Consider the following 25,933-nt stretch of genomic DNA (forward strand, 5'->3'; position numbering starts at 1 on the left):
TTGCCGTCGGCGCGCGGCGCGGGCGCGCCGGGCGGCGAGCCGCCGTTCCACGCCGGCTCGCGGCCGTCGGCAGGCGTGGCGCTGCTGCGTTGAATCAGATCGGCGTGGTTCATGGGCCGCGTCTCCGTCGAAAGAGGTTCGGGGGTCGTCATGTCCGCAGCTTCGGATTCGAGACGATCGAGCACAGGTCGGCGAGCAGCACGAGCGCCAGATAGCCGGAGCAGAAGATCATCGTGCACGCCTGGACGAGCGGGAAATCGCGGTTCGACACCGCGTCGACCATCAGGCTCGCGAGGCCCGGGTAGTTGAAGATCGTCTCGACGACGATCACGCCGCCGAGCAGATACGACAGGCTCAGCGCAACCGCATTCGCGATCGGGCCGATCGCGTTCGGCAGCGCGTGGCGCAGCACGACGCGCGCGGGGCTCGCGCCCTTGAGCATCGCCATCTCGACGTACGACGCGCCGAGCTGCTCGATCACCGCCGCGCGCGTCATCCGCGCCATCTGCGCGATCACGACCGCGCACAGCGTGAGCACCGGCATCGCATACGCGCGCAGGAAGTGATCGACGCTGTCGATCTCGCCGCCGTACGACAGCGCGGACAGCCAGTGCAGCTTGACCGCGAGCACGAGCACCGCGACCGTCGCGATCAGGAACTCGGGCGTCGCGACGAGCGACAGCGTGCCGAGGCTCACGATCCGGTCGATCACGGTCTCGCGTTTCACCGCCGCGAGGATGCCGAGCACGAGCGCGACCGGCACCGACACCGCCGTCGTGATCGCGGCGAGCGTCAGCGATTTCGGCAGCCGCCCGTCGATCATCTCGGCGACCGGCAGCCCGCTCGACAGCGACTTGCCGAAATCGCCGTGCAGCACCTGCGCGAGCCAGTGGCCGTAGCGCAGATGAACCGGCTGATCGAGGCCGAACTGCTGGCGCAGCGCGGCGACCGTCTCCGGCGTCGCCGACTGCCCGAGCGCCGCTTGCGCGGCGTCGCCCGGCAGCAGGTTCGTGATCGCGAAGATGATCACCGACACGATCAGCAGCGTGAGCGCCGTCAGCGCGATCCGCTTGCCGATCAATTCGACTATGGTCTGGTTCATGCTCGAAGCCTCTTCGATATGCGGCGAGCCGGGCCCGGGAGCGACGCGCGCCCGGCGATGCCGGCTCCATCACGTGCGCATCACGCGCGCGTCACGCTTCCCACCAGACATGCTCGGCGAACTGGAAGCCCATCAGCGCGCCCGTCGGGATCGAGCCGAGCCCCTTCAGGCGCTTGTCGTGCGCATCGAGCAGGCTGATGAACGCCGGAATGCCGATCCCGCCCTGCTCCGATACGAGCGCCTGCATCTCGCCGTACATCTGCTTGCGCTTCGCCTCGTCGGTTTCCGAGCGCGCGGCGAGCAGCAGCTGGTCGAACTTCGGGTTCTTCCAGCCCGACTCGTTCCACGTCGCATCCGACTTGAAGAACTGCGTGAACAGCACGTCGGCGCTCGAGCGCGGGTTGATGCTGCCGAAGCCGATCGGATGCTTCATCCAGTGGTTCGACCAGTAGCCGTCGGCGGGCACGCGGTTCACCGTCAGGTTCACGCCGATCTTCGCGGCCGTCTGCTGCAGCAGCACCGCCATCTCGACCGAGCCGTTCGCGTCGGTCGTCGCGTAGATCGGCGGCAGCGTCGTGCCGATCGCGCCCGCCTTCTGGAAATGGAACTTCGCGCGGTCGAGATCGAACGGCCGCTGCGCCAGCGACGCGTTGAAGTAGCGATGCCCGGGCGGAATCGGCTGATCGTTCGCGATCACCGAATAGCCGCGGAACACGGCCGAGCGGATCTGCTCGCGGTCGAACAGGTACTTCATCCCGTTGACGAAATCCATGTTGCCCGTCATCGCGTTGTCGCGGCGCAGGATCAAGTCCGTGTAGAGGCCCGACTTCGTCTCCTTCACCACGAAGCCCGCCGTCGACGCAACCCGCTGCGTCGAGCGCGGATCGACGCCGTTGATGAGCTGCACATCGCCCGACAGCAGCGCGTTCACGCGCGCGGCCGCGTCGCCGATGCCGATCAGCTCGATCTGGTCGAGATACGGCGCGCCCGATTTCCAGTAGCCGTCGTTGCGCACGCCGACGGTCGACACGCCCGGCTTGAACGATTTCAGCTTGTACGGGCCCGTGCCGATCGCCTGCGAGAAATCGGTCGTGCCGTCCTTCACGATCACGAACTGCGGCGTCGCCAGAATCACCGGCAGGTCGGCGTTCGCGTTGTCGAGCGTGAGCGTGACCTCGTTCGGGCCCGTCGCCTTGACGTCGGCGAACTGGTCGGCGAGCGACTTCACCTTCGACGCGGTCGCCGCGTTCTTGTGGCGCGTCAGCGAATAGACGACGTCGGCGGGCGCGAGCGGCTTGCCGTCGTGGAACGTCACGCCGCGGCGCAGCTTGACGACCCAGGTCTTCGCATCCTTCGTCTGCACCGATTCGGCGATGTTCGGCTGCGGCGTGAGGCTCTCGTCGAGCTGCGTCAAGCCGCTGTAGAACAGGAAGCAGCGGATGTAGTCCGCGCCCGTCGAGCCCTTCGCCGGATCGAGCGTGTCGGCGGTCGAGCTCGCGTCGTACGCGACGCGGATCTTGCCGCCGCGCTTGGGCGCCGGAGCGGCGAACGCGGATCGCGCGCCGGCCAGCAGCCCGCCCGCCGCGCCCGTCGCCAACACGCCCCCCGCGGCCATCACGCGCATCATGTCGCGGCGCGTGAAGCCGCCATGCTTGATTTCGTCGCTCATCCGAACAGCTCCTAACAAGAAGGTTGATCCTGGGTGTCCAGCAGTTTTTTTGTTCCGACGTTTGGCCCGGGTCCGCCTGCTGGCGCCGGTTCCCGCGATGCGCGTTTCAAGACGATTTAAGCATCGAAAAAAATGCCGAATGTCGCGATTCGACGCGCCTCGACAACACGATTCGACCGTTTTGGGTGGTCCGCGCAGCACGATTTGCTGCGCATCCGCGAAAACCCGCCGGCGAACGGCGTCCCGGCGGCGCGGTTTCGGCTCGTCACGTCCTGGTGGAAATCGTAATGGGGCGCGCATCGCGGCAATCGTCGACAAAAAAGCCGATTCGGCACAACCGCCGCGTTCTTGCGCGCCGGACCATGCGTTTCGCATCGATTCGCGCGCCCGGCGGCGAGCGCCGCGCAAACGGGAAGATCGTCCTAGGCGGGCGCCGCTTCGGTGTGCCAGTGGCCGAAGCATCGGGGCGAGCGAAGGCGCCGCCCGACGCCGCGCGTGCGGTGCGCGCCGCGTCGGCGCTCGGGCCTGCGCGCGGCGGCTGCGCGCTTCGCATTCGCCGATGGCGACGGCAGCGACGGCGACGGCGGCGGCGGCGGCAGCGGCGGCGGCTTCGACGGCACACGCGCGCGAGCTGCCGCGAACGGCTCGGCTTCGTTCGCGCCGCCGTTGCGTCGCGCCGCGCGTCGCGGCGAGAGCGGGCGCCGATGGCGCGCGCGGCTGCGTCGAACGCGTGCGACGCGAAGGCCCGATCCAACGCCGCTTCGCGCACGACAAATGCGCGCGTTAGCCGATCTCCGGCCCATTCGCGAGCGTGCGCGCGGCAATGCATCGAAAGGAGGAGAGGAGAAGCGAACGAAAGGTGACGAAAGCTGCGCAACCGCGGACGAACGAACGCGCGGCGGCGAGCGTGCGCAGCCGAATGCGCCGTGCAGGGCAATCGATGCGGCAGACGTGGCGTTTTCGCGAGCGGCGCGCGCGACACCGCCGACGCCACGCTGTTCGGCGGCCGCCGGCAGTGAGCGGCGCGCGCCCTCTCGCGCGATCTCGCCCCTCCAGCACCGGCATGCGCCGCCGTCAGCGATACGTCCAGCGCCGATGCATCGCGAACGTCAACGGCGGCACGAGCGCGACGACGGCCGCGATGCTCCACGCGGCCGCGACGCCGAGCGCCTGCACGCCGCGCGAGATCGCCATCGTCAGCATCAGGCCCGCGGCCGACACCGCAAGGAAGCGCACGACGTTGCGCCAGCGCAGCGGCGCCGAAAAGCTCCACAACGTGTTCAGCAGATACGACGCGCCCGTCGCGCAGACGAACGCGACCGCGTTCGCCTGCACCGCGGTCGCGGCGAACGCACCCATCAGCGCGCCGGCGATCGCCGCGTGCAGCGCGGTGGACAGCGCGCCGGACACGCCGAAGCGCACGAGCCGCGCGCGCACGCCGATGTCGGTGACGGCGCTCATTGCGGCGCGCTGTGCTTCGTCAGGACCGCGAACAGCGACACGCCGAACGGCAGCGAATGCTTCGGCAGCCAGCCGCGTTCCGCGCGGAAGATGCGGTACAACGCGGAGTTGACCGCGCGCGGCCCGATCGCGTCGCCGCTCGAGCGCGCGCGATGCAGCAGCCGGTCGGTCATCCGCGCGGCGACGGCGACCGGAAACAGCAGCGTGTTGAAATACGAGCTTCGCACGATCTTGCAGCCGGCCGCCTGCGCGCAGCGCTCGAGCGCCGCGCGGTCGTAGCGGCGGTAGTGATGGAGAAACGTGTCGTGCGCGCTCCAGAGCCACTGATACGCGGGCACCGTGACGACGATCGCGCCGCCCGGCGCGAGATGGTCGCTCGCGCGGCGCAGCGCGGCCGCGTCGTCCTCGATGTGCTCGAGGCAATCGAAGAAGCAGATCAGATCGAAGCGCTGGTCGCCGAACGGCACGTCGTCCGGGCAGCGGCCCGCGCGAATGTCGAAGCGCCAGCCGGTTCGGCGGTTCGCGATCGAGCGCGCGGTGTCGTCCATCTCGAGCGCGCTCACCGCGCCGAATTCCTCCAGCATCTCGAGATTGCCGCCCGTGCCGGAGCCGATCTCGAGTATGCGGGCGCCCGCCGGCAACGCGAGCTTCGCGAGCAACGCATGCAGGATGTCGCGCCGTGCGCGGAACCACCAGTGCGTGGATTCGGTGGCGGCCATCTGCAGATAAGCTTCGGGTGACATGGCGTCCTCCTGTCCGTCAGCGGCTCGCGGCGCGGGCGCGCGGCATCGCGCGCCGCCGCGCGAAATCGATCCGCGCGCCGTGCGCGGCGCGCGTCGCGGCGCTGCCGACAGGCAGCGCGCTCACCTTGGTGCGCGCCTGATAGCGGCGGCGCACGAGGTAGATCGGCCGTTCCTTCGATTCGTAGTAGATGCGGCCGATGTACTCGCCGACCACGCCGATGCCGACAAGCTCGATCCCGCCGATGAACAGCATCACCGAGATCAGCGAAGCATAGCCCGGCACCGGATTGCCCATCCACAGCGTGCGCGCGACGATGAAGCCGCCGTACAGGAACGCGAGCGCGGCGATCCCGAGCCCGATGTAGGTCCAACTGCGCAGCGGCACCGTGCTGAAGCTCGTGATTCCTTCGAGCGCGAAGTTCCAGAGCTTCCAGCCGGAGAACTTCGAATGCCCGGCGCAGCGCGCCTCGCGTTGATACTCGACGATCACGGTCCGATAGCCGACCCACGCGAACAGCCCCTTCATGAAGCGCCGGCGTTCGGGCAGGCTGCGCAGCGCGTTGACGACCTGCCGGTCCATCAGCCGGAAATCGCCGACGTTGACGGGCAGCTTCACTTCGGACAACGCATTGTGCACGCGGTAATAGAGCGCGGCCGCGGTGCGCTTCGCGAACGTGTCGCACGCGCGGTTGCTGCGCTTGGCCGCGACCACCTCGGCGCCGCCGCGCCAATGCTCGATCATCACCGGAATGAGGCTCGGCGGGTCCTGCAAGTCCGCGTCGATCGGTATCACGGCGTCGCCGTTCGATTCGTCGAGGCCGGCCGTCAGCGCGGCCTCCTTGCCGAAGTTGCGCGTCAGATCGATCACGCGCACCCGGGCGTCCTGCGCGCTCACGGCGACGAGCTGATCGAGCGTATCGTCGCGGCTGCCGTCGTTCACGCAGACGATCTCGAAGCGGATCGATTCGATCGCCTCCATCAACGGCACGACTTCCGCGAAGAACCGCGTGACCGCAGCGCCTTCGTTGTAGAACGGCACGACGAGCGAAATGAGCGGTGTGTTTATTTGATCCCGCATGGTGTTTCTCCCTGATCCCCGTGACGACCGCGGCCGGCCAGCCGCGGCGCCGCTCGCGTGTGCCGCGCGGCGGCGTCCGATGCGCCGCGCGCCGTCATGAAACGAACTGAATCGATCGCGTCCGCCGCGTCTTCGTCGCCGGGCAGACACGGTGCGCTGCGGCGCTCGTGCGCGATGCGGCTCACGATCGCCGCGAGCGCGCCCGCCGTCACGAGCGGCAGGAACTGGAACCGCAGCGGGCCGGCCGCGAAGAGTCCCGCGAGCGGCATCCACGCGAGCAACGCGAGCCCTTCGCGTTCGAGCGGACGCCAGCCGTCGGCGCGCGCGTGGCGCACGGCCCACGCGATCACGATCCCGTACCACGCGAGGTCGTAGTCGTACAGGTACGGGCTCACGAGCAGGCTCGCGCAGACGAGCGCGGCCGAGCGCAGCGCATGCGAGCACGCGCCGCGCCACGCATAGATCACCGCGGCGGCCGCGAACGCGATCGAGCACGCCTGCAACAGCTGCGCGGCGGCGGGCGACAGCCCCGCGAACGTCGCCAACGCGAAGAACGTCGGAATCCGCGCGAGCGGCGCCTGCCCGGCGCCGATCGTCTGCATCACGGACGCGGCCGCGTGCGCGAACGCCGTCCACGCGCCGAAGCCGAACGCGAGCGTGCCGAGCGCCAGGACGAGCGCGACCGTCACGGCCCATGCGCGCAATGCGCGCCATTGCGACGCGCACAGCAGCGCGAGCGGAAACAGCGGCGCGAGCTGCGGCTTGATGACGAGGAGCCCGAAGCAACAGCCGGCGAGCGCCGGGCGGCGGCGCAGCGCAACGAGGCCGAAGCCCGCGAGCGCGGCCGTCAGCAGGCTGTTCTGGCCGACGAGCGCAACGAAGAACGTGCCGGGGAACGCGAGCGCGCAGAGCGCCGCGAGACGGCGCGGCACGATCGCGCGCACCGTCGCGACGAACAGCGCGCCGGTGCCGACGATCCACACGAACGCCGCGACCGGATACGGCAGCCAGCCGAGCGGCGACACGAGCAGCAGCGTCTGCGGCGGATACAGCCACAACAGCACGCCGCGCATGTCGCGCATCGAAGGCACCGCGTGCAGCTCGACCGCATGCAGCGTCGAGAATTGCCAAGCGTCGAGCGCATGACCGCGCACCGCGAGCCACGCGGCGCTCCAGGTCGGCACGAAGTCCATCGTCGGCGGCATCGGCGAGTCCGGTCCGCCCGACAGCCAGCGCATCACGCAGACGCCTGCGAACGCCGCATAGCAGACGAGCGCCGCGATCGCATAGGTGCGCACCCGCTTCGCGTCGAGCCAGTGCGGACGGCGGCGCGGCCCGGCCGCCGGCAGCTCCGGGCACTCGACGTCGAGACGCGTCGGCGCATGGCCGTGCGGATGCATTTTCATCGCGCGGCTCCCGGCATCGCCCGCGCGCGGCGCACGACGATCAGCAGCACCGCGAGCAGCACGACGGGCCCGATCTGCGGAAAGCGGGTCGCGCGATTGAAGAACTCGAAGAACGGCAGCAGCCAGCCGGCGACGAGCACCAGCTGCTCGCCGGGCAGCCAGCCGGTATCGAGCGCGCAGGCGAGCACGCAGAACAGCGCGATGCCGAGCCACGCGAGTTCGTAATGCCACAGATACGGCGTCGCGAGCAGCGTCGCGACGGCAAGCGCCGCCGCGCGAAGGCGCGCGTCGCTCGTGCGCAGCCACACGTTCAGCGCGGCCATCGCCGCGAGCGCGCCGATGGCGATCTGCACCGCATACGAGACATGCAGCGAAGCGCCGGCGAGCCGCATCGTCGAGAACGGCGCGGGGGACGCGAGCCAGTATTGCGTGCCTTGCTCGAGCACGAGCTCGCGCAGCATCGTCGTGCCCGACAGGAACGCGTGCACGGACGCCGTGCCGCAAACGGCGACGCTCGCCGCCGCGAAGATCAGCGTGCCGGCGGCGGCGAAGAAGAACGCGCGCCACGCGCGCGTCGCGACGAGCAGCAGCGGAAACAGCAGCGCCATCTGCGGCTTGACCGCGAGCAGGCTGATGCAAAGCCCCGCGATCGCCGGCCGCTTCGCGAGCGACCGCACCGCAAGCGCCGCGCACGCGGCCGTCAGCAACGAGTTCTGTCCGATCGCGGCGGCGACGAGCACGCCCGGAAACGACAGGATCGCGAACGATGCGAGACGCGGCCGCGCCAGCCGATCGCGCAAGCCCGACAGCGCGCCGACACCCTTCGCATAGGCGGCGAGGCCGAGCGCGCAGAAGAGCAGCAGCGACGGCACATAAGGCAGCAGCGCGAGCGGCGTGACGAGCACGAGCAGCGTCGGCGGATACACCCAGGGCAGGAAGCTGCGGTTCACGTACGCGCCGAGCTGCGCCGCCTCGACGCGCGAGAACGCCGGATAGTCGTAGACGCTCGCGGGCGCGCCGTGCAGCATCACGTGCGAGCCGCTCCAGAACACCGTGAAATCGATGCCGGGCCGCACGGTCGTGTTCGCGGTGAAACCGTGCGTCGTCCATCCCCACGCGCCCAGCAGCGCGATGCTGAGAATCAGCGTCGCGCCGCCGTATGCGAGCACGCGATCGCCGGTCAGCCATCCGCTGGAACGCAACATGCCGAAGCATGTTCCCCGATTCGCAAGATCCATGATGCCCCGATGTGTGATTAAGCGTTTTGTTTAAACACGTCGAATTCTTTTATCGATTCATTCGGACGGCGTTCTTGTTTGCATGACGTCGTCGCGCTTCCATTGATAGATAAAAAAGCGAGTCGATGCAAATCGCGGCGGCGCGCGATATCGCCGCGCGCAAGCCTGAAAAAGCGAATTCCGCATGAAAAATGACGAACGGCGGCGTCCGCGTTTCGGCGTTGAAACACTTTCCTTCGCCGGACGTCTCCGCCGAAGTCGGCCGGCACGGCCCGATTCACGGAATGCCGGGTCAGGGAAAATCCCGACAAAATTTTTATGGCCTTGCCTGGCGGGCGTTTGCGGGCGACGGCCACGCGCCGGCACGCGTTCGCGTGTATCAAATCCGAAACCTTCTGCACCGCGTCATGCCCGCCGCGTTACACCGGTGAGCCGCTCGTCCTTGTCCCGCCGTGCGTTCCCGAAAGCTGGCCCACTCCTTGCGGAATGTCCTGCGCGGCAAACGACGACGCGACGATCGAAAGATTCACGGCATCCAGATCAACAGACAGAATCCGCCGACGTCACCCACGGGGTCGCATCCGGTGCAACGCATGCAAGTGCAAGTGCCGCGCCGGATGTGTACAGGGCAGTCGCCGTTCGACCAGCGGGGCGCCGGCTGCGGCCGTGCGCCAGGAAAAATTGCTCGTTGTGAATACCGGGGTGAAGGCAATGTCCACTTATTCCGTCCAGCGGCCCGTCGGCCGCTCAAGCAGTGAAACGGCGCGCACCTGCGCCGTCTCCCGCTATCCCTCCGCCGGCCGCAACGGCCGCCGGTTCCGCACTTTCCCAGGCTGGCGCCGCACGGCGCGCATCGATTCATGCGCGCGCGCCGGCAAGCCTCATCCCGCCGATCGCTCCGCTCGCGCAGGCGCATGCATTCGCGTGCAGGCCCCGCTGCGGCTGTTCTGATCCGCGGCCCGTTTTTTAGCAGTGCCTTGCAGTGCCTGTCGTGCCCTGTCGTGCCAGCAGCACCCGTAGTGCCTTGTAGCACCAGCAGTGCCTTGTAGTACCAGCAGTGCCTCGTAGTACCCGTAGTGCCTTGCAGTTCCGGCAGCACCTTGTAGTCGAAGCAGTTCCCGTTGTACGTCCCGCGCCATCGATGGCAAGGGTTTTTTTTGTTATCCGAAAGGAGAGAGTCATGTCCAGCCTCGTTCAACACGTGAAGCAGTTCGTTCGCGACGAGGGCGGCGTCAGTGCCATCGAATACGGCCTGATCGCTGCTCTGATCGCGATCGTGATCATCGGTGCGGTGAAGACGGTCGGTACCAACCTCAACACCGTCTTCTCGACGATCGGCAACGATCTGTAAGGGCGCGTCGGCGGAAAGACGGATGGCTATGTCCCCACTCGCCGTCCGTCGCTTCCCGTCCGTTCGTTTCCTTTAGATGTTCCGTTCGATACCGCTGAGGAGCGATTCATGAGAACCCATTCCTTTTGCCGGGAGTCGACCCGTCCGCACCGGATCGACGCGCAACCCGCCCATGCCCTCACGCATTGGCTGCGCGACGAATCGGCGGTGTCCGCGATCGAATACGCGCTGATCGCATCGCTCATCGCGATCGTGATCATCGGCGCGGTGCAGCTCGTCGGCACCAATCTGCAGTCGGTGTTCAGTACCGTCGCTTCGGATGTGTGAACTCAAGCCCGCCTGGTTGCGCCAGTCCGGCATGCCGGCTGGCGTCACCGAAGCGGCTCATCGAACGATCGAATACGACACGAGGCCTTCAATGTTCTCCGCCCTGCCGCCGCAACCGATCCCGCTCTGCGTGACGTTGCTTGCAATCGCAGCAGCCAGCATCGATCTGGCGAGCCGGCGCATTCCCAATCGACTGATCGCGCTCGGCCTCGTGGGCGCGCTCGTCGCGCAGTGCTGGCTGCCCGGCCCGCACACCGGCTTCGCCGTGTGGCTCGCCGGAGCGGCCACGGGCGCCGGCCTGCTGCTGCCGTTCTACCTCGTGCGCGGGATGGCCGCGGGCGACGTGAAGCTGATGCTCGCGATCGGCGCGTGGGTCGGCCCTTCGCTCGCGCTGCACATCGTGCTCGCGACGTTCGTCGTCGGCGGCGCATGGGCGCTCGCGGTCGTGCTCAAGCGCGGCCGGTTCCGCAAGCTGCTCGCGAACGTGCGTCATCTGCTCGTGAGCGCGGCGCTGCTGCGCAATCCGTCCGCGCCGCGCGCCGCACCCGAGTTCGACTCGGTCGGGACGCTGCCGTACGGCGTCGCGATCGCGATTGGCACGCTCGGCGTGCTGTTCACGGCGGCGGCCTGATGCGCATGCCGCCTCCCACCCAACGATTGGAGCGACCATGAACCTGGATCAAGCAGAACCGCGGCATGACGCGCAGATCGCCCATCTGCCGGAGCCATCCGCACTGCGCGCATACCGCGCAAGGCACGCCGCGCGCCTGCCCGCCGCGCCGCGCACGCTCGCGGAAACCGGCCTGGACGAAGCCTTCGTCGCGGCGCTGCTGCTGAAATCGATGCTCGCGCACGGACGCTCGAGCCTCACCGAAATCGTCGAGCGTCACGGCCTGCCGCCCGTCGTGCTCGACGAAGTGCTGACGTTCCTCGCGTGCGAGCGCCTGATCGAAGTCACGCATCGCGGCCTGTCCGACATCGACATGACGCTGCGCCTGACCGACCTCGGCCGCGCGCTCGCGCTCGAGGAAAAAGCGCGCAACAGCTACTGCGGTCCGGCGCCCGTCACGCACGAAGCGTACGTCGCGAGCGTCGCCGCGCATTCGGTGCGGCACGTGACGATTTCGCGCGCCGACGCGCACGCGGCGTTCCAAGGCGTCGTGATCGAGCCGTCGATGCTCGACGCGGCGGCCGCGTCGATGAACGCGGGCCGCCCGCTGCTGATCTATGGCCCCGCGGGCAGCGGCAAGACCTATCTCGCCGAGCGCCTCGGCTCGCTGCTGCGCGGCAACGTGCCGATTCCGTATGCGATCTATGCGTCGGGCGAGGTGATCAAGATTCATGATCCGCACGCGCACGTCGACGCGCCGCGCGCAACCGACAGCGCGAACGGCGACCGCCGCTGGCGCCTGTGCCGCCGGCCCATCGTGCTGTCGGGCGGCGAGCTGACGCTCGCCGAGCTCGACCTGCGCCGGGACGACGCGACGGGCTACTACCAGGCCCCGCCGCACGTGAAGGCGAACATGGGCCTCTACATCGTCGACGATCTCGGCCGCCAGCGCATCGCGCCGCGCGATCTGCTCAACCGCTGGCTGCTGCCGCTCGATCGCAACGTCGATCAGCTGACGTTCGCGAGCGGCGTGCGGCTCGAAATGCCGTTCGACGTGTGGCCGGTGTTCTCGAGCAACCTCGCGCCCGCGCAGTTCAGCGACGAAGCGTTCCTGCGCCGGCTCGGCTCGAAGCTGCACGTCGGGCCGCTGCCCGTCGCCCGCTATCGCGACCTGTACGACGCGAGCTGCGCATCGCTCGCGCTGCACTCGGACGCATCGACGTTCGACTACCTGCTGCAACGCCTGCACGCGCCCGCGCGGATGCCGTTTCTCGCGTGCTATCCGGGCGACCTGCTGCGGCTCGTCGCGGCGTCCGTGCACTATCGCGGCGACACGCCCACGGTCACGCCGCAGGCGCTGCACGAAGCGTGGCGCAGTTTCTTCGGCTCGGCGCCCGACGAACCGCCGCTCACCCCGCCGGATGCGGATCGCGATTGGTAGCGTCCGGCCCATTGGTTCTTGATACGACTAGCGAGGAGTACCGCCATGAAAAACAGTCGCGCATTCACGATGCTCGCCATCGCCATCCTGGCGGGGCTGGCCGCCGTCGCCTTCGCTTCGCGATGGCTCGTGCAAACCTCGAGCAGCGCCATCACGCCCGTCGCGGTCGCCGCGACCGACGTGAACCTCGGCGAGCCGCTCGGCCCGAACCAGCTGCGCATCGTCAACTGGCCGACGGCGAGCGTGCCGCCCGGCGCGTTCAACGACGTCAAGTCGCTCGAAGGCCGCGTCGTGCGCACGAGCCTCGCGCGCGGCGAGCCCGTGCTCGGCTCGAAGCTCGCGCCCGTCGGCACGAAGGGCGGCCTGTCCGCCGTGATCGCCCCCGGAGACCGCGCGATCACCGTGCGCGTGAACGATGTCGTCGGCGTCGCGGGCTTCGCGCTGCCCGGCAACTACGTCGACGTGATCGTCAACACGCAGGAACAGGCGAAGGCCGATCCGCAGCAGAGCATCTCGAAGATCGTGCTCGAGAAGATCCTCGTGCTCGCCGTCGCGCAGCAAGTGAGCCGCGACGACACCGCACCGAAGGTCGTCAACGCGGTCACGCTCGAAGTCACGCCCGACCAGGCGGAAAAGCTCGACCTCGCGCGCAGCGTCGGCACGCTGTCGCTCGTGCTGCGCAACCAGGTCGACAAGGACGCGCTGAACACCGGCGGCGCGACGAAGAACACGCTGCTCGGCCAGCCGGCGGCCGCGGCAGCGCCCGTCGCGGCGCCCGCCGCGCAACCGCGCACCGTGCGCACGCGCGTCGTCGTCGCGCATGCGCGCGCGGCGGCCGGCCGCGACTGCGTCGGCGTGCTGTCCGGCGTGACGGGCAGCGTCGAATGTTTCTGACATAAGCGGCAAAGCACTGACGATGCCTGGCGTTTCCGCTGCCCGCTTGCGTTCCGGCAGCTTTCGATAGTCAAACCCGGCGCACTGCGCCGGGCACTGGGGGACCACACGAAATGGACACCAAATCGCAACTTTCCCGGCCGACGCCGACGCGCATGCGCGTCGTGCGCGGCGCGGCGCTCGCCGCCGCGTGCTGTGCCGGGCTCTTCACCGTCTTCGCCGCGTCCGCGCAGGACGCCGTCGAGAACGCCGCGATCGCGAAGGGCGCCTCGGCCGCGCCGATGGCGATCGGCCGCGGACCGATGCAGATGACGATCAGCATGGCGCCCGCGCCCGTCGCCGGCGCCGCGGGTGCGGCGGCCGCCGCGCCGCTGCGCGGCCCGAACTGCGTCGGCGAGATGCGCGAATCGACCAGCGTGAGCGTGCCGCTCGGCAAGTCGCTGCTCGTGCCGCTCGACGAGCCGGTGCGCAACCGCACGATCGGCAATCCCGCCGTCGCGCAGGCGACGATGGTGTCGCCGCGCACGCTCTATCTCGTCGGCATGTCCGTCGGCACGACGAACATGATCGTCCAGGGCAAGAGCGGCGCGTGCCAGATCATCGACGTCGCGGTGGGCGCGGACGCGGGCGGCCTGCAGGCGTCGCTGCGCCAGCTGATGCCGCACGAGCGCGACATTCGCGTGTCGACCGCGGCGGACACGATCGTCCTCGCGGGCAACGTGTCGAGCGCGCAGGCCGCGCAGCAGGCGGTCGCGATCGCGAAGGCGTACAGCGACCGCACGAACGCCGGCGCCGCCGCCAATGGCAACGGCAACGGCAACGGCGGCGGCGGCGGCCCGCGCGCCGACGTGCTCAACATGCTGACCGTCACGTCGCCGCAGCAGGTGATGCTCGAGGTGAAGGTCGCCGAGGTATCGAAGACGCTGATCAACCAGATGGGATCGGCCGTCAACATCCAAGGCGGCTTCGGCTCGTGGACGGGCGCGCTCGTGACGAGCCTGCTCACGGGCGTGGGCAGCGGCATCTCGGCGAGCAAGTCGAACAAGCTGCCGCTGAACGGCTCGATCGACGCGCAGAACACCGACCAGCCGGTGAAGATCCTCGCCGAGCCGCAGCTCGTCACGATCAGCGGCCAGGAAGCGACGTTCCTCGCGGGCGGCAAGATCTTCATCCCGGTTCCGCAAAGCAGCGGCATCGGCACGAACACGATCACGCTGCAGGAAGAGGAATTCGGCGTCGGGCTGAAGTTCACGCCGACGGTGCTGTCGAACGGGCGGATCAGCCTGAAGGTCGCGCCCGAGGTGTCCGAGCTGTCGCCGACGGGCGTCACGCTGTCCGCGGCGAACGTGGGCAACGTGTCGATCCTGCCGCTCATCACGACTCGGCGCGCGTCGACCACCGTGCAAATGGGCGACGGCGAAACGTTCGCGATCGGCGGCCTCATCAAGGACAACGCGCAAGGCTCGCTCAAGGCGCTGCCCGGCATCGGCGAGCTGCCCGTGCTCGGCGCGCTGTTCCGCAGCACGTCGTTCCAGCAGGACCGCACCGAGCTCGTGTTCGTCATCACGCCGCACCTGGTGAAGCCGCTCGACACCGCCGACGTGCCGCTGCCGACCGACAGCTTCACGAAGCCGAACGAAATCGACGTCTATGCGACGGGCAACATGGAAGGCCGCGGCGGACTGCGCCAGCACGCAACCGCGCCGGCGAACGCCGCTCCCGCGAACGCCGCGCCGATGAGCGCCGCGCCCGCCGGTGCCGCGCCGACGGCCACGGCGCCTGCCGCGCCCGCTACGTCCACTGCGCCTGCCACGTCCGCTGCGCCTGCAGCACCTGCGGCACCTGCGGCCGCCGCGCCGGCGACTGCCGCGCCGCCCGCCGCGCCGGCGAGCGTCGCGCCCGATGCCGCGCAGCCGGCGAAGCCCGCGGCACCCGCACCGGCACCGGCGCGCCCGTCGGCGACCGTGCAGGCGCCGCCGCCCGCAACGCCGGCCGCGGCCGCGCTCGCGCAGCGTCAAGGCGTGCGCGCCGCATCGCCCAACGCCGCCGCCACCGCGGCCGCCGCACCCGCCGCGCTCGCGGCGCCGGCCGCAGCCGGCGCGACCGCGAAGCGCCAGGGCGCGCTGCCGTCGCAACAACTCGCCAACACCGGCGCGATCGCGCAAGACTTCGATCGCTGAACCATCGCAAGGGGACGCTCATGAACCTCGACTACTTCACGCTGACGCGCCGCCTCGTGCTCGCCGCGTCGCTCGCCGCCTCGCTCGGCGGCTGCATGACCAGCACGCCCGTCTGGGACAGCCGTTTCGGCGACTCGGTTCGCACCGTGATGCAGGCTCAGATCATCGATCCGCACGCGGCCGAACACGCGAAGTCGGCAGCCGGCGTCGACGGCCGCGCCGCCGCCGCCGCGCTCGACAACTACGACAGGTCGTTCCAGCAGATCGAGCCCACGCCGAACGCGTTCGTGATCGGCGTCGGCGGCGGCAAGGCGGGCGGCCAATAACCACCATTCGCTCAGGGAGACCGTCATGTCTCGCGTCACTTCCTCGTCAGGCGCCGCCCTTCACGGCGGGCGGCGCCGCCAGCGCGGCGTCGTGTCGATTCTCGTCGCGCTGATGCTCGCGGTGCTGATCGGCTTCGTCGGCCTCGCGCTGGATCTCGGCAAGCTCTACGTGACGCGCAGCGAGCTGCAGAACAGCGCTGACGCGTGCGCGCTCGCCGCGGCGCGCGACCTGACGGGCGCCATCAGCCTGTCCGTGCCGGAGGCGGCCGGCATCACCGCCGGCCACCTCAACTACGCGCTGTTCGAGCAGTTTCCCGTTCAGATGCTGACGAACTCGAACGTCACGTTCACCGATTCGCTCAGCAATCCGTTCCAGCCGAAGAGCTCGATCGCCTCGCCGTCATCGATCAAGTACGTGAAGTGCACGACGTCGCGAACGGGCATCGTCAACTGGTTCATCCAGACGCTCAACATGGTGCCGGGCGTGAGCGTCGCGAACGCGTCGGTGTCCGCGACGGCCGTCGCGACCGTCGGCGCCGCGCAGACCACCTGCGCGATCCCGGTGTTCATCTGCAAGGCCGGCACGCAAACGAGCCCGCCCGTGGCCGGCGCGTCGTACAACATCGGCGACTGGCTCGCCGCGAAGACGGGCTCGCCGCCGTCGTTCGGCTCGGGCAACTTCGGCTGGGCGGCGCTCGACGGATCGAACAGCGCGTCGTCGATCAAGAGCGAGCTGACGGGCAATTACTGCTCGCTGCCCGCGACCGGCTCGCAGGTCGGCACGCCGGGCAACAAGGTCGCGGACAGCACCGCGTACAACACGCGCTTCGGCATCTATGCGAATCCGTACAAGGACCCGTCGTACGGCACGCCTGATTTCACCGGCTACGCGTACGACGCGACCACGTGGCCCGCGCAGAGCAACGCGTACTCGGATTTCGTGAGCAAGCGCCTGACGTTCACGAGCTATCAGGGCGACCATCTTTCCGGCATCACCACGAGCGGCTCGTACAACGCGAGCTACTACCCGGCGGGCGCCGACCGGCGTCTCGCGCTCGCGCCGGAAATCGACTGCTCGGTGCTGCTGAACGGCCACAGCGCGCCCGTGCTGTCGTGGGACTGCGTGCTGATGCTCGACCCGATGGGCTCGGGCGGCAGCGCAGGCCCCGTGCACCTCGAATATCGCGGCTCGTCGACGGCGGCCGGCAGCCCGTGCGCGACGCAAGGCACGCCCGGCAACGGCAGCTCGGTCGGCCCGCAAGTGCCCGTGCTGCTCCAATGAACGCATGATCAACCGAGACGATCATGAACCGACTCTCATTGCCTCCCCGCGCGTCGCGCATGCGCGGCGCCGTCGCGGTCGAATTCGCGATCGTGATGATTCCGCTCGTGCTGCTCGTGACCGGCGTCGCGGAATTCGGCCGCGCGATCTACCAGTACGAGGCGCTGACGAAAGCGACGCGCGACGCGACGCGCTATCTGTCGACGTACCTGTCGACCGACCCCGCGTATCCGGTCGCGCAAGCGCAGTGCCTCGCCGTCTACGGCAGCACGACCTGCGGCTCGACCGGCAGCGAGCTCGCGCCCGGCCTCACGACGTCGATGGTCGTCGTGTGCGACGCGTCGCACACGACGAACTGCGGCGACGCGTCCGATCCCGCGCAGTTCGCGAACGTGCCGACCTACGACACGAACAACGGCTCGCCCGATCCGGCGAACCTCGCGGGCAGCATCAATCTCGTCGAGGTCAAGATCAAGGGCTATCGATACCACCCGATCCCCGCCTTCCCGGGGCTGCCGACGCTGACCTTCGGCAACATCGTCACCGTGATGAGGCAAGTGTCATGAACGCGCGCCCCTTCTCCCTCGCCCGGCGCCGTGCGCAGCGCGGCATGGCGGCCGTCGAGTTCGCGCTCGTCGCCGCGATCCTCTGCACGATCCTGATCGGCATCTGCGAGTTCGGCCGCGTGCTGTTCTACTGGAACACCGCGAGCGAGGCGGTCCGGCTCAGCGCACGCACGGCGGCCGTCTGCGACGCCGACGCATCCGTCGTGAAGACGCGCATCAGCCAGCTGATGCCGCTCATCGGCAATGCGAACGTGAGCCTGTCGTACGCGCCCGCCGGCTGCGATTCCGACGCGGCGACGGCGCGCAGCACCTGCACGTTCGTCACCGTGTCGGTCACGAACGTGACGGTCAAGACGCTGATTCCGTTCGTGCCGCTCACGCTCGCGATGCCCCCCTTCGTCACCACGCTGCCCCGCGAAAGTCTCGCGACGTCGACGGGCGGCACGGTCTGTCAATGAAATCCACGCGAGGTCAACGACCATGATCAACATCCTCGTCGCTTCCGAAGACGCATCGCGGCTCGCGCATCTCGCGCGGCTCGTCGGCGATGCCGGCCGCTATCGCGTCACGCGCACGGTCGGCCGCGCCGCGCAGATCGTGCAGCGCACCGACGGCCTCGATGCATTCGACATCCTGATGATCGACGGCGTCGCGCTCGACACCGTCGAGCTCGCCGCGATCGAGAAGCTGAGCCGCCTGCATCCGGGCCTCACGTGCATGCTCGTGACGACCGACGCGTCGTCGCAGACGCTGCTCGACGCGATGCGCGCCGGCGTGCGCGACGTGCTGCCCTGGCCGGTCGAGCCGCGCGTGCTCGACGCCGCGCTCGAGCGCGCGGCCTTGCAATGCACGCAGCGCGACACGCCCGACACGCGCGTCGTGTCGTTCATGTCGTGCAAGGGCGGCGCGGGCACGAGCTTCATCGCGGGCAACGTCGCGTACGAGATCGCCGAAGACTCGAAGCGCCGCACGCTGCTCATCGACCTGAACCAGCAGTTCGCCGACGCCGCGTTCCTCGTCAGCGACCAGACGCCACCGTCGACCATCGCGCAGCTCTGCGGGCAGCTCGAAAGACTGGACGGCGCGTTTCTCGACGCGAGCGTGGTGCGCGTGACCGAAACGTTTCACGTGCTCGCGGGCGCGGGCGATCCGCTCAAGGCCGCAGACCTGCGCGAGGACGCGCTCGAATGGATTCTCGGCGTCGCCGCGCCGCGCTACGACTTCGTGATCTTCGATCTCGGCGTGAGCCTGAACGCGGTGTCGATGGTCGCGCTCGACCGCAGCGATCACATCGAAGTGGTGCTGCAGCCGAGCATGCCGCACGTGCGCGCGGCCCGGCGCCTGCAGGAGCTGCTCGTGTCGCTCGGCTGCCCGCTCGATCGCATCCAGCTCGTGTTGAACCGGCAGACGCGCGCGTCCGAGCGCGCGCGCGCGGCGCTCGAGGAAGTGCTGAGCATGCGCGCTTCGTATGTGATACCCGACGATCCCGCCCTGGTCGGCGAGGCCGTCGACCAGGGCGTGCCGCTGTCGCGGCTCGCGCGCGGCTGCGCCGTCGCGCGCAGCCTGCAGGCGTTCGCGAAGCATCTCGTCGACGGCGCGCAGCGCCCGCGGCGCGACGCCGAGCACGACGCGCCGCTGTTCGCCCGGCTCTTCAGCCGCGGCGCGACGCCCAAACTCAAATCGATGTAATACCCGTTCGAGGAGACCATCATGTCATTGCGAGACCAGATGTCCACGCGGCGCGCGCCACCGTTCATGTCCCGAAACGAGGCCGTCGGCGCGGCCACCGCGATGGCGCGCGAAGCGTATCAGAAGCTGCGCCGCCAGATGCACGGCGCCGTGCTCGAGCGCGTCGAGCTCGAGCGCCTGTCACGGCTGCCCGCCGAGCAGGTGCGCAACGAGATCGCGACGCTGATCGCGCGCATTCTCGACGACGAGAAGCTGCTCGCGAACGATCTCGAGCGCCGCCAGCTGACGATCGACATCTACGACGAAATGTTCGGCTTCGGCCCGCTCGAATCGCTGCTGCGCGACCCGACCGTGTCGGACATCCTCGTCAACACGGCGAGCGCCGTCTACGTCGAGCGGTTCGGCCGGCTCGAGCTGACCGACGTCACGTTCTACGACGACGCGCACCTGATGAAGGTGATCGAGAAGATCGTGTCGCGCGTCGGCCGGCGCATCGACGAATCGAGCCCGATGGTCGACGCGCGCCTGCCCGACGGCTCGCGCGTGAACGCGATCATCCCGCCTTCCGCGATCGACGGCCCGCTGATGTCGATCCGCCGCTTCGCGGTCAACCCGCTGAAGATGGACGATCTCGTCAACTACCAGACGCTCACGCCGCCGATGGCGCAGCTGCTCGAAGCGCTCGCGCGCGCAAAGGTCAACGTGCTCGTGTCGGGCGGCACCGGCAGCGGCAAGACGACGCTCCTGAACATCCTGTCCGGCTACATTCCGGATGCCGAACGGATCGTCACGATCGAGGACGCCGCCGAGCTCCAGCTGCAGCAGCATCACGTGCTGCGGCTCGAGACGCGCCCGCCGAACATCGAGGGCAAGGGCGAGATCACGCAGCGCACGCTCGTGCGCAACGCGCTGCGGATGCGCCCCGACCGCATCATTCTCGGCGAAGTGCGCGGCGCCGAAGCGCTCGACATGCTCAACGCGATGAACACCGGCCACGAGGGCTCGCTCGCGACGATCCACGCGAACACGCCGCGCGACGCGCTGACGAGGCTCGAGAACATGATCGGCGTCGCGGGCCTCTCGCTGCCGCCGAAGACGATGCGCCAGCAGATCAGCTCGGCGCTGTCGGTCGTCGTGCAGACCACGCGCCTCACGGACGGCAAGCGCAAGATCGTCAGCATCCAGGAGCTGACCGGCATGGAAGGCGAAATCATCAACATGCAGGAGATCTTCACGTTCAAGCGCACCGGTCTCGACGCGAACGGCAACGTGCTCGGCCACTTCACCGCGACGGGCGTGCGGCCGAAGTTCACCGAGCGTCTGAACGCGTTCGGCATCCAGCTGCCCGACGCGATGTACGATCCCGCGCGCCGCTTCGAAGTGGCGTAAAGCCCGCGCCGCATGAAGGAGCCTGTCATGGACCCGATCTTCTACGGTTTCATCCTGCTGCTGTTCGTCGCCGTGGTGCTGGCGTTCGAAGGCGTCTATCAATGGTGGAACGCCCGCCACGGGCCGGCCGCGCGCCGCATCGAGGCGCGCATCCGCGCGATGTCGGCGGGCGGCCAGGTGCAGAAGGAGCGGCTGTCGATCCTCAAGGAGCGGATGCTCAACGACGCGAAGCCGCTCGACCGCCTGCTGATGCGCCTGCCTCGCGTGCAGACGCTCGACCTGATGATCGAGCAATCGGGCCTCGCGTGGTCGGTCGTGAAGCTCGCGTGGATCTCGCTGGCGATGCCGTTCGTCGTGTTCGTCGCGCTCAGCTTCGCGCCGCTGCCGCTGTGGGCCGCCGCCGCGGTGTCGGTCGCGATGGTGAGCCTGCCGACGCTGTTCGTGCTGCGGTGCCGCACGCGCCGCCTGCGCAAGCTCGAACGCCAGCTGCCGGACGCATGCGACATGATCGCGCGCGCGCTGCGCGCCGGCCACGCGTTCTCGAGCGCGATCTCGATGGTGGGCGGCGAATTCGCCGAGCCGATGGGCGGCGAGTTCCGGATCACGTTCGACGAGATCAACTACGGCGTGCCGCTTCAGGAAGCGCTGCTGAATCTCGCGACGCGCGTGCCGGTGCCCGACCTGCGCTACTTCGTGATCGCGGTGCTGATCCAGCGCGAGACGGGCGGCAACCTCGCCGAGCTGCTCGACGGCATTGCGCTGCTGATCCGCGAGCGCTTCAAGCTGTTCGACAAGATCCGCGTGCTGTCGGCGGAAGGCAAGCTGTCCGCGCTGATCCTGACGCTGCTGCCGTTCGGCACGGCGGGCCTGCTGTCGATCATGAATCCCGACTTCATCGCGGTGCTCTGGCAGGACCCGGCCGGCATGCTGCTCGTCGGGGTCACGATCGCGTCGATGGCGTTCGGCATCCTGTGGATGCGGCACATCATCCGCATTCGCGTGTGAAGCGGCGCGCGGCACATCCGGCAATCAATCATTCGTTGAACGACATTCGGGGACTGTCATGGAAAATCTCAACGTCACGCAAATCCTGCTGCTGTTCGGCCTGTTCGCGGTCGTCGTCGCGGGGGTGATGGGCGCGTGGCTCGCGCTCGCGCCGCGCGGCTTCGCGCGCCGCCTCGAGCAGATCGGCGGCGCCGCGGTTGCGACGGGCGACGGCCCGGCGCCGCCGGCCGTCTGGGTCGAGAAGCTCGCCGAAATCTCGCAGCCGATCTCGAAGCTGTCGCTGCCGAAGGCCGGCTGGGAGAATTCGCCGCTGCGGCTGCGCCTCATCAACGCCGGATGGCGTTCGCCGGGCGCGGCGCACCTGTACTTCGCCGCGAAGACCGTGCTCGCGCTCGCGCTGCCCGCGGCCGCGATGCCGTTCATGATCGGCACCGCGCTGGGCGACAGCCCGTACTCGGTGTCGGCGATGCTCGTGCTGATCGGCGCGTTCGGCTTCTATCTGCCGAACGCCATGCTGGCGCGCCGCATCGCGTCGCGCCAGCGCATGATCGTCGAGGATTTTCCGGACGCGATCGATCTGCTGACCGTGTGCGTCGAAGCCGGCCTCGGGCTCGACGCGGCGCTGACGAAAGTCGCCGACGAGCTGCGGCTGCGCAGCCCGGTCGTCGCGGACGAGCTCGGGCTGATGCTGCTCGAGATGCGCTCCGGCTTCTCGAAGGAAGCCGCGCTGCGCAACCTCGCGCTGCGCACGGGCGCCGAGGACGTCGACGCGTTCAGCGCGATGCTGATCCAGGCGGACCGTTTCGGGACGAGCATCGGCGCGTCGCTGCGCGTGCTGTCGGACACGCTGCGCACGCAGCGGCGGATGCGCGCGGAGGAGCGCGCGGCGAAGATCGCGCTGAAGCTGCTGTTTCCGCTGATCTTCTGCATCTTCCCGGCGCTGCTGACGGTGCTGCTCGGGCCCGCGTTCATCCATATCTACCGGACGCTGCTGCCGACGATGACGGGCGGTTGAGCGGCGCTCGCGGCGGCGCCGGGCGGTATCGCCGTGCCGCCGGCGCCGCGCGGGCGGCCGGCCCGCCGCGCCGACGACAAGAATGCGAAAGCCGCGCGGCGGGCGGGGCGGGGAAAGCCGGCCGCGCGCCGCGTTCGGCGGCCGCACGTTCGCCGCACGCCCGCGCCGTCCGATTGCACGATCACCCGATCACCCGATCACCCGATCACCCGAAAGAAGACACGCCGCGCATGCGGCGTGAATCACGTACGGAAGGCGCTCGCGCTTGCCCCGCCGCGCGCCGCGCTCAGAGCCCGTTTGAAAACGGATGAAATGGCGAATTCCAGCTCATCTGGCCCACGCCTGCATTCCTTGCCCACGGGCCACTTTCAAAGCAGCGCTCTACATCAGCGTGGCTACGAGGGCGGAAATTTGCATTTCCAAACGGGCGCTAAGCGGGCTTGGCCGCGAGATCGAGCACGGAGCCGTCGCGCTTGAGCGTCGCGAGCACGATGCTCGAATTCGTCGACATCACGCCGCGCGCGCGGTGCAGCTTGTTCATCACGAACTCGGAGAAGTGATCGAGGCTGCGCGCCCGCACGGTCAGCACGTAGTTCGATTCGCCCGTCACCACCTGCGCGGCGACGACTTCCGGCCACGACTGGATCGCGGCGACGAACGAATCGTGCCAGTCGTCGATGTCGGGCCGCATCGACACATGCACGAGCGCCTCGAATTCGACGCCGATGCGCTTCGGCGCGATCACGCACCGATAACCTTCGATCACGCCCTGCTCCTCCATCAGCTTGACGCGCCGCAGGCACGCGGACGGCGACAGCGCGACCGACGTCGCGAGGTCTTGATTGCTGATGCGCCCGTCGCTCTCCAGCTCGCGAAGAATGCGCATATCGGTACGATCCAGGCTCATTTCGCAGAATCCCGCAAAAAAACAATCTCAATTCGCAGACTCTATCACGACGAAACGTAGGCAAGCACGATTTCCGAAGCACATTTCATTTTTTCGTCGATAACATGCGCCCCATGAATCGTGCAGCGGAGGCGGCCCGCAAGGCCGCACGCGGCGCGGCGGCGCGGCCTGCGGGCGATGCGCCGCGCCGCGCCGAGCCGCTGTTTCCGCCACCGTCACCCGCAAGCCGCCTCCACCATGTTCGAACACATCCACGCGTACCCCGGCGACCCGATCCTGTCGCTGTTCCAGGCGTTCCAGCGCGATCCCGAGCCGCGCAAGGTCAACCTCAGCATCGGCCTGTATTACGACGAAAGCGGCGCCGTGCCCGTCCTCGACAGCGTGCGCGCGGCGGCGGCGCGCCTGAGCGAGCGGCACGACGCGCACACGTATCTGCCGATGGAAGGCATGGCCGACTACCGGCGCGCGCTGCAATCGCTGCTGTTCGGCGCCGGCAGCACCGCGTTGCGCGACAAGCGGATCGCGACGGTGCAGACGGTCGGCGGCTCCGGCGCGCTGCGTCTCGGCGCGGACCTGCTGAAGCGCTATTTCCCCGACAGCGCGATCTGGATCGGCGATCCGACATGGGACAACCACCGTGTGCTGTTCGCGGCGGCGGGCCTCGACGTGCACACGTACCCGTACTACGACGCGGCGACGAACGGCATCCGCTTCGACGCGATGACGGCGACGCTCGACACGCTGCCCGCGCGCGCGATCGTGCTGCTGCAGCCGTGCTGCCACAACCCGACGGGCATCGACCTGTCGCGCGAGCAGTGGCGCGAGCTCGCCGCGCTGTGCGGCCGGCGCGGGCTGATCCCGTTCCTCGACATCGCATATCAGGGCTTCGGCGACAGCCTGGACGACGACGCCTGGCCGATCCGCGCGATGACCGACGCGGGGCTGCCCGTCTTCGTCAGCCATTCGTTCTCGAAGAATTTCTCGCTGTACGGCGAACGCTGCGGCGGGCTGTCGATCGCGTGCGCGAACGAAAGCGAGGCGGCCCGCGTGCTGAGCCAGATTCAGGCGGGCGTGCGCCGCATCTATTCGAGCCCGCCGCTTCACGGCGCGCGGCTCATCTCGACCGTGCTGAACGACGCGGCGCTCGCGCAGCAATGGGCGCGCGACGTCGCCGCGATGCGCGAGCGCATCAAGCGGATGCGCTCGGCGCTCGCCGCGCGGCTCGCTGCGCTCGTGCCGGGCGCGTCGTTCGACTACCTCGTCGAGCAGCGCGGAATGTTCAGCTACACCGGCCTCGCGCCCGCCGAAGTCGACGCGCTGCGCGAGCGCGACGGCGTGTACCTGCTGCGCTCCGGGCGCGCGTGCATCGCCGGGCTGAGCGACGCGAACGTCGATCATGTCGCGAACGCGATCGCCGGCGTGTTGAAGACGCGCCGGGCGCGCGTCGCGGCGTGATGCGCGATGCGTGATGCGCGATGCGCGATGCGCGATGCGTCACGCGTGATTCGTGATGCACGGCATCCGGGCTGAAATCGAAAGGCAAAGCCGGATGCCGCAGCCGAATTCCGGAACCGAAGCCGGGTCCGGGTCCGGGTCCGGGTCCGGGTCCGGAGTCGAAGTCGAGGCCGAAGTCGAGGCCGAGTCCGAACCCGAAGCCAGCCGGCGCCCCGAGCCGCTGCGCGCGAGCGCCGCGACGCCCGCGGCCCCGCTCCAATAATCAGACATCCGAAAGAGTCCCCCCATGCCCGCACTGATTCCCGTCGATCTGCCCGCACCCGCACAGCCGTTCTCGTGGGCCACGCACGCGCACGGCCTGATGTTCACCGCGCACGGTCCCGTCGATGCGACGGGCGCGATCATCGGCGGCGACATCGCGCGGCAGGCGCGTCTCACGCTGTCGAACCTCGCCGCAACCGTGCGCGCCGCCCGCGCGCAGATGCAGGACGTCGCCCAGGTGCTGCTGTACGTCGCCGACGCACGCGACATCCCCATCATCGATGCCGTCTACCGCGAGTTCTTCGACGCACCGTACCCGAACCGCGCATGCGTCGCGGTGCACGGCTTCGCGCATCCGGACATGCGCATCGAGCTCGTCGCGCACGTCGCGCTCGGCCGCGCGTCGAGCCGCGCGACCGACTAGTTTCGCATTCGATCCACGCGCCGCCGCCCGCCGACGAGGCCGGCGGCGGCGCGCGCGGAGCGCGTCGCAACACGGACGGCGGCGGCCCGCTCGCCTCGCCGCGGCAGTTTGCCG

25 protein-coding genes are annotated in these 25,933 nt (G+C 69.0%); 16 read left to right on the top strand and 9 right to left on the bottom strand.

Annotated features, from left to right (window positions below; translation table 11 throughout):
* Positions 1-148: 148 nt before the first annotated feature.
* From WS91_RS02910 to WS91_RS31890, 8 genes are all read right to left on the bottom strand, one after another.
* Positions 149-1,102 carry an ABC transporter permease gene (locus WS91_RS02910; protein ID WP_038755101.1) on the bottom strand — a complete coding sequence of 318 codons (954 nt, stop codon included), beginning with the start codon at positions 1,100-1,102 and terminating at the stop codon, positions 149-151.
* Between the two features lie 91 nt (positions 1,103-1,193).
* A complete protein-coding gene (locus tag WS91_RS02915) occupies positions 1,194-2,771 on the bottom strand; it encodes an ABC transporter substrate-binding protein (RefSeq protein ID WP_038755099.1) in 1,578 nt (525 codons plus the stop codon).
* Between the two features lie 1,074 nt (positions 2,772-3,845).
* A complete protein-coding gene (locus WS91_RS02930; protein ID WP_038755090.1) occupies positions 3,846-4,232 on the bottom strand; it encodes a GtrA family protein in 387 nt (128 codons plus the stop codon).
* A complete protein-coding gene (locus tag WS91_RS02935) occupies positions 4,229-4,975 on the bottom strand; it encodes a class I SAM-dependent methyltransferase (RefSeq protein WP_038755087.1) in 747 nt (248 codons plus the stop codon). The genes WS91_RS02930 and WS91_RS02935 overlap by 4 nt, the downstream gene beginning before the upstream one ends.
* Before the next feature lie 16 nt (positions 4,976-4,991).
* Entirely contained in the window at positions 4,992-6,053 is a 1,062-nt protein-coding gene (locus WS91_RS02940) for a glycosyltransferase family 2 protein (RefSeq protein WP_059575645.1), read from the bottom strand.
* Positions 6,038-7,459 (bottom strand): glycosyltransferase family 87 protein, encoded by a 1,422-nt coding sequence (locus tag WS91_RS02945; protein ID WP_059669707.1) that lies wholly within the window; start codon positions 7,457-7,459, stop codon positions 6,038-6,040. The genes WS91_RS02940 and WS91_RS02945 overlap by 16 nt, the downstream gene beginning before the upstream one ends.
* Complete coding sequence (locus WS91_RS02950; RefSeq protein WP_059575734.1) at positions 7,456-8,664, bottom strand: glycosyltransferase family 87 protein; 1,209 nt, start codon at positions 8,662-8,664, stop codon at positions 7,456-7,458. Before WS91_RS02950 ends, WS91_RS02945 begins: the two co-directional genes overlap by 4 nt.
* Before the next feature lie 50 nt (positions 8,665-8,714).
* Positions 8,715-9,053, bottom strand: coding sequence for a hypothetical protein (locus tag WS91_RS31890; RefSeq protein WP_231751960.1), 339 nt, complete (start codon positions 9,051-9,053; stop codon positions 8,715-8,717).
* 824 nt (positions 9,054-9,877) lie between these two features.
* Here WS91_RS31890 and WS91_RS02955 point away from each other — a divergent pair.
* From WS91_RS02955 to WS91_RS03020, 14 genes are all read left to right on the top strand, one after another.
* A complete protein-coding gene (locus WS91_RS02955; RefSeq protein ID WP_059669708.1) occupies positions 9,878-10,048 on the top strand; it encodes a Flp family type IVb pilin in 171 nt (56 codons plus the stop codon).
* A 153-nt stretch (positions 10,049-10,201) separates the two neighbouring features.
* Positions 10,202-10,375, top strand: a complete 174-nt coding sequence (locus tag WS91_RS02960; protein ID WP_059669749.1) for a Flp family type IVb pilin — start codon at positions 10,202-10,204, stop codon at positions 10,373-10,375.
* 91 nt (positions 10,376-10,466) lie between these two features.
* Complete coding sequence (locus tag WS91_RS02965; protein WP_038755073.1) at positions 10,467-11,006, top strand: A24 family peptidase; 540 nt, start codon at positions 10,467-10,469, stop codon at positions 11,004-11,006.
* A gap of 37 nt (positions 11,007-11,043) precedes the next feature.
* Positions 11,044-12,426, top strand: coding sequence for a hypothetical protein (locus tag WS91_RS02970; RefSeq protein WP_059669709.1), 1,383 nt, complete (start codon positions 11,044-11,046; stop codon positions 12,424-12,426).
* A gap of 45 nt (positions 12,427-12,471) precedes the next feature.
* Positions 12,472-13,320 (top strand): Flp pilus assembly protein CpaB, encoded by an 849-nt coding sequence (gene cpaB, locus WS91_RS02975; protein WP_038755067.1) that lies wholly within the window; start codon positions 12,472-12,474, stop codon positions 13,318-13,320.
* A gap of 113 nt (positions 13,321-13,433) precedes the next feature.
* A complete protein-coding gene (locus WS91_RS02980) occupies positions 13,434-15,500 on the top strand; it encodes a type II and III secretion system protein family protein (protein ID WP_059669710.1) in 2,067 nt (688 codons plus the stop codon).
* 20 nt (positions 15,501-15,520) lie between these two features.
* Complete coding sequence (locus tag WS91_RS02985; protein WP_038755061.1) at positions 15,521-15,826, top strand: hypothetical protein; 306 nt, start codon at positions 15,521-15,523, stop codon at positions 15,824-15,826.
* A 25-nt stretch (positions 15,827-15,851) separates the two neighbouring features.
* Positions 15,852-17,108, top strand: coding sequence for a pilus assembly protein TadG-related protein (locus WS91_RS02990; protein WP_059669711.1), 1,257 nt, complete (start codon positions 15,852-15,854; stop codon positions 17,106-17,108).
* A 59-nt stretch (positions 17,109-17,167) separates the two neighbouring features.
* Complete coding sequence (locus tag WS91_RS02995; protein WP_059669712.1) at positions 17,168-17,674, top strand: TadE/TadG family type IV pilus assembly protein; 507 nt, start codon at positions 17,168-17,170, stop codon at positions 17,672-17,674.
* A complete protein-coding gene (locus WS91_RS03000; protein ID WP_059669713.1) occupies positions 17,671-18,132 on the top strand; it encodes a TadE/TadG family type IV pilus assembly protein in 462 nt (153 codons plus the stop codon). The genes WS91_RS02995 and WS91_RS03000 overlap by 4 nt, the downstream gene beginning before the upstream one ends.
* 22 nt (positions 18,133-18,154) lie before the next feature.
* The gene (locus tag WS91_RS03005; protein ID WP_059669714.1) at positions 18,155-19,363 is read left to right on the top strand and encodes an AAA family ATPase; all 1,209 of its coding nucleotides are present in this window, start codon (positions 18,155-18,157) and stop codon (positions 19,361-19,363) included.
* A 21-nt stretch (positions 19,364-19,384) separates the two neighbouring features.
* Positions 19,385-20,752: a CpaF family protein gene (locus WS91_RS03010; RefSeq protein WP_059669715.1), complete on the top strand. Its 1,368-nt coding sequence runs from the start codon at positions 19,385-19,387 to the stop codon at positions 20,750-20,752.
* Positions 20,753-20,779: 27 nt separating this feature from the next.
* Complete coding sequence (locus WS91_RS03015; RefSeq protein ID WP_038755044.1) at positions 20,780-21,757, top strand: type II secretion system F family protein; 978 nt, start codon at positions 20,780-20,782, stop codon at positions 21,755-21,757.
* A gap of 58 nt (positions 21,758-21,815) precedes the next feature.
* The gene (locus WS91_RS03020; RefSeq protein ID WP_038755041.1) at positions 21,816-22,772 is read left to right on the top strand and encodes a type II secretion system F family protein; all 957 of its coding nucleotides are present in this window, start codon (positions 21,816-21,818) and stop codon (positions 22,770-22,772) included.
* Positions 22,773-23,202: 430 nt separating this feature from the next.
* Here WS91_RS03020 and WS91_RS03030 read toward each other — a convergent pair whose 3' ends face one another.
* Positions 23,203-23,679 (bottom strand): Lrp/AsnC family transcriptional regulator, encoded by a 477-nt coding sequence (locus WS91_RS03030; RefSeq protein WP_038755035.1) that lies wholly within the window; start codon positions 23,677-23,679, stop codon positions 23,203-23,205.
* Positions 23,680-23,916: 237 nt separating this feature from the next.
* On the opposite strand from WS91_RS03030, the gene WS91_RS03035 reads away from it, so the two are divergent.
* Positions 23,917-25,134, top strand: a complete 1,218-nt coding sequence (locus WS91_RS03035) for an amino acid aminotransferase (protein ID WP_038755272.1) — start codon at positions 23,917-23,919, stop codon at positions 25,132-25,134.
* A 286-nt stretch (positions 25,135-25,420) separates the two neighbouring features.
* Positions 25,421-25,819, top strand: coding sequence for a RidA family protein (locus tag WS91_RS03045; protein WP_059669717.1), 399 nt, complete (start codon positions 25,421-25,423; stop codon positions 25,817-25,819).
* The last annotated feature ends 114 nt before the right edge of the window (positions 25,820-25,933 follow it).

The sequence above is a fragment of the Burkholderia sp. MSMB1498 genome (assembly GCF_001526245.1).
GTDB lineage: Bacteria > Pseudomonadota > Gammaproteobacteria > Burkholderiales > Burkholderiaceae > Burkholderia > Burkholderia savannae.

Excerpts from the sequence above, each read along its gene's own strand:
- WS91_RS02910 (WP_038755101.1), bottom strand. The coding sequence starts at position 1,102 with ATGAACCAGACCATAGTCGAATTGATCGGCAAGCGGATCGCGCTGACG.
- WS91_RS02915 (WP_038755099.1), bottom strand. The coding sequence starts at position 2,771 with ATGAGCGACGAAATCAAGCATGGCGGCTTCACGCGCCGCGACATGATG.
- WS91_RS02930 (WP_038755090.1), bottom strand. The coding sequence starts at position 4,232 with ATGAGCGCCGTCACCGACATCGGCGTGCGCGCGCGGCTCGTGCGCTTC.
- WS91_RS02935 (WP_038755087.1), bottom strand. The coding sequence starts at position 4,975 with ATGTCACCCGAAGCTTATCTGCAGATGGCCGCCACCGAATCCACGCAC.
- WS91_RS02940 (WP_059575645.1), bottom strand. The coding sequence starts at position 6,053 with ATGCGGGATCAAATAAACACACCGCTCATTTCGCTCGTCGTGCCGTTC.
- WS91_RS02945 (WP_059669707.1), bottom strand. The coding sequence starts at position 7,459 with ATGAAAATGCATCCGCACGGCCATGCGCCGACGCGTCTCGACGTCGAG.
- WS91_RS02950 (WP_059575734.1), bottom strand. The coding sequence starts at position 8,664 with ATGTTGCGTTCCAGCGGATGGCTGACCGGCGATCGCGTGCTCGCATAC.
- WS91_RS02955 (WP_059669708.1), top strand. The coding sequence starts at position 9,878 with ATGTCCAGCCTCGTTCAACACGTGAAGCAGTTCGTTCGCGACGAGGGC.
- WS91_RS02965 (WP_038755073.1), top strand. The coding sequence starts at position 10,467 with ATGTTCTCCGCCCTGCCGCCGCAACCGATCCCGCTCTGCGTGACGTTG.
- WS91_RS02970 (WP_059669709.1), top strand. The coding sequence starts at position 11,044 with ATGAACCTGGATCAAGCAGAACCGCGGCATGACGCGCAGATCGCCCAT.
- cpaB (WP_038755067.1), top strand. The coding sequence starts at position 12,472 with ATGAAAAACAGTCGCGCATTCACGATGCTCGCCATCGCCATCCTGGCG.
- WS91_RS02980 (WP_059669710.1), top strand. The coding sequence starts at position 13,434 with ATGGACACCAAATCGCAACTTTCCCGGCCGACGCCGACGCGCATGCGC.
- WS91_RS02985 (WP_038755061.1), top strand. The coding sequence starts at position 15,521 with ATGAACCTCGACTACTTCACGCTGACGCGCCGCCTCGTGCTCGCCGCG.
- WS91_RS02990 (WP_059669711.1), top strand. The coding sequence starts at position 15,852 with ATGTCTCGCGTCACTTCCTCGTCAGGCGCCGCCCTTCACGGCGGGCGG.
- WS91_RS02995 (WP_059669712.1), top strand. The coding sequence starts at position 17,168 with ATGCGCGGCGCCGTCGCGGTCGAATTCGCGATCGTGATGATTCCGCTC.
- WS91_RS03000 (WP_059669713.1), top strand. The coding sequence starts at position 17,671 with ATGAACGCGCGCCCCTTCTCCCTCGCCCGGCGCCGTGCGCAGCGCGGC.
- WS91_RS03005 (WP_059669714.1), top strand. The coding sequence starts at position 18,155 with ATGATCAACATCCTCGTCGCTTCCGAAGACGCATCGCGGCTCGCGCAT.
- WS91_RS03010 (WP_059669715.1), top strand. The coding sequence starts at position 19,385 with ATGTCATTGCGAGACCAGATGTCCACGCGGCGCGCGCCACCGTTCATG.
- WS91_RS03015 (WP_038755044.1), top strand. The coding sequence starts at position 20,780 with ATGGACCCGATCTTCTACGGTTTCATCCTGCTGCTGTTCGTCGCCGTG.
- WS91_RS03020 (WP_038755041.1), top strand. The coding sequence starts at position 21,816 with ATGGAAAATCTCAACGTCACGCAAATCCTGCTGCTGTTCGGCCTGTTC.
- WS91_RS03030 (WP_038755035.1), bottom strand. The coding sequence starts at position 23,679 with ATGAGCCTGGATCGTACCGATATGCGCATTCTTCGCGAGCTGGAGAGC.
- WS91_RS03035 (WP_038755272.1), top strand. The coding sequence starts at position 23,917 with ATGTTCGAACACATCCACGCGTACCCCGGCGACCCGATCCTGTCGCTG.
- WS91_RS03045 (WP_059669717.1), top strand. The coding sequence starts at position 25,421 with ATGCCCGCACTGATTCCCGTCGATCTGCCCGCACCCGCACAGCCGTTC.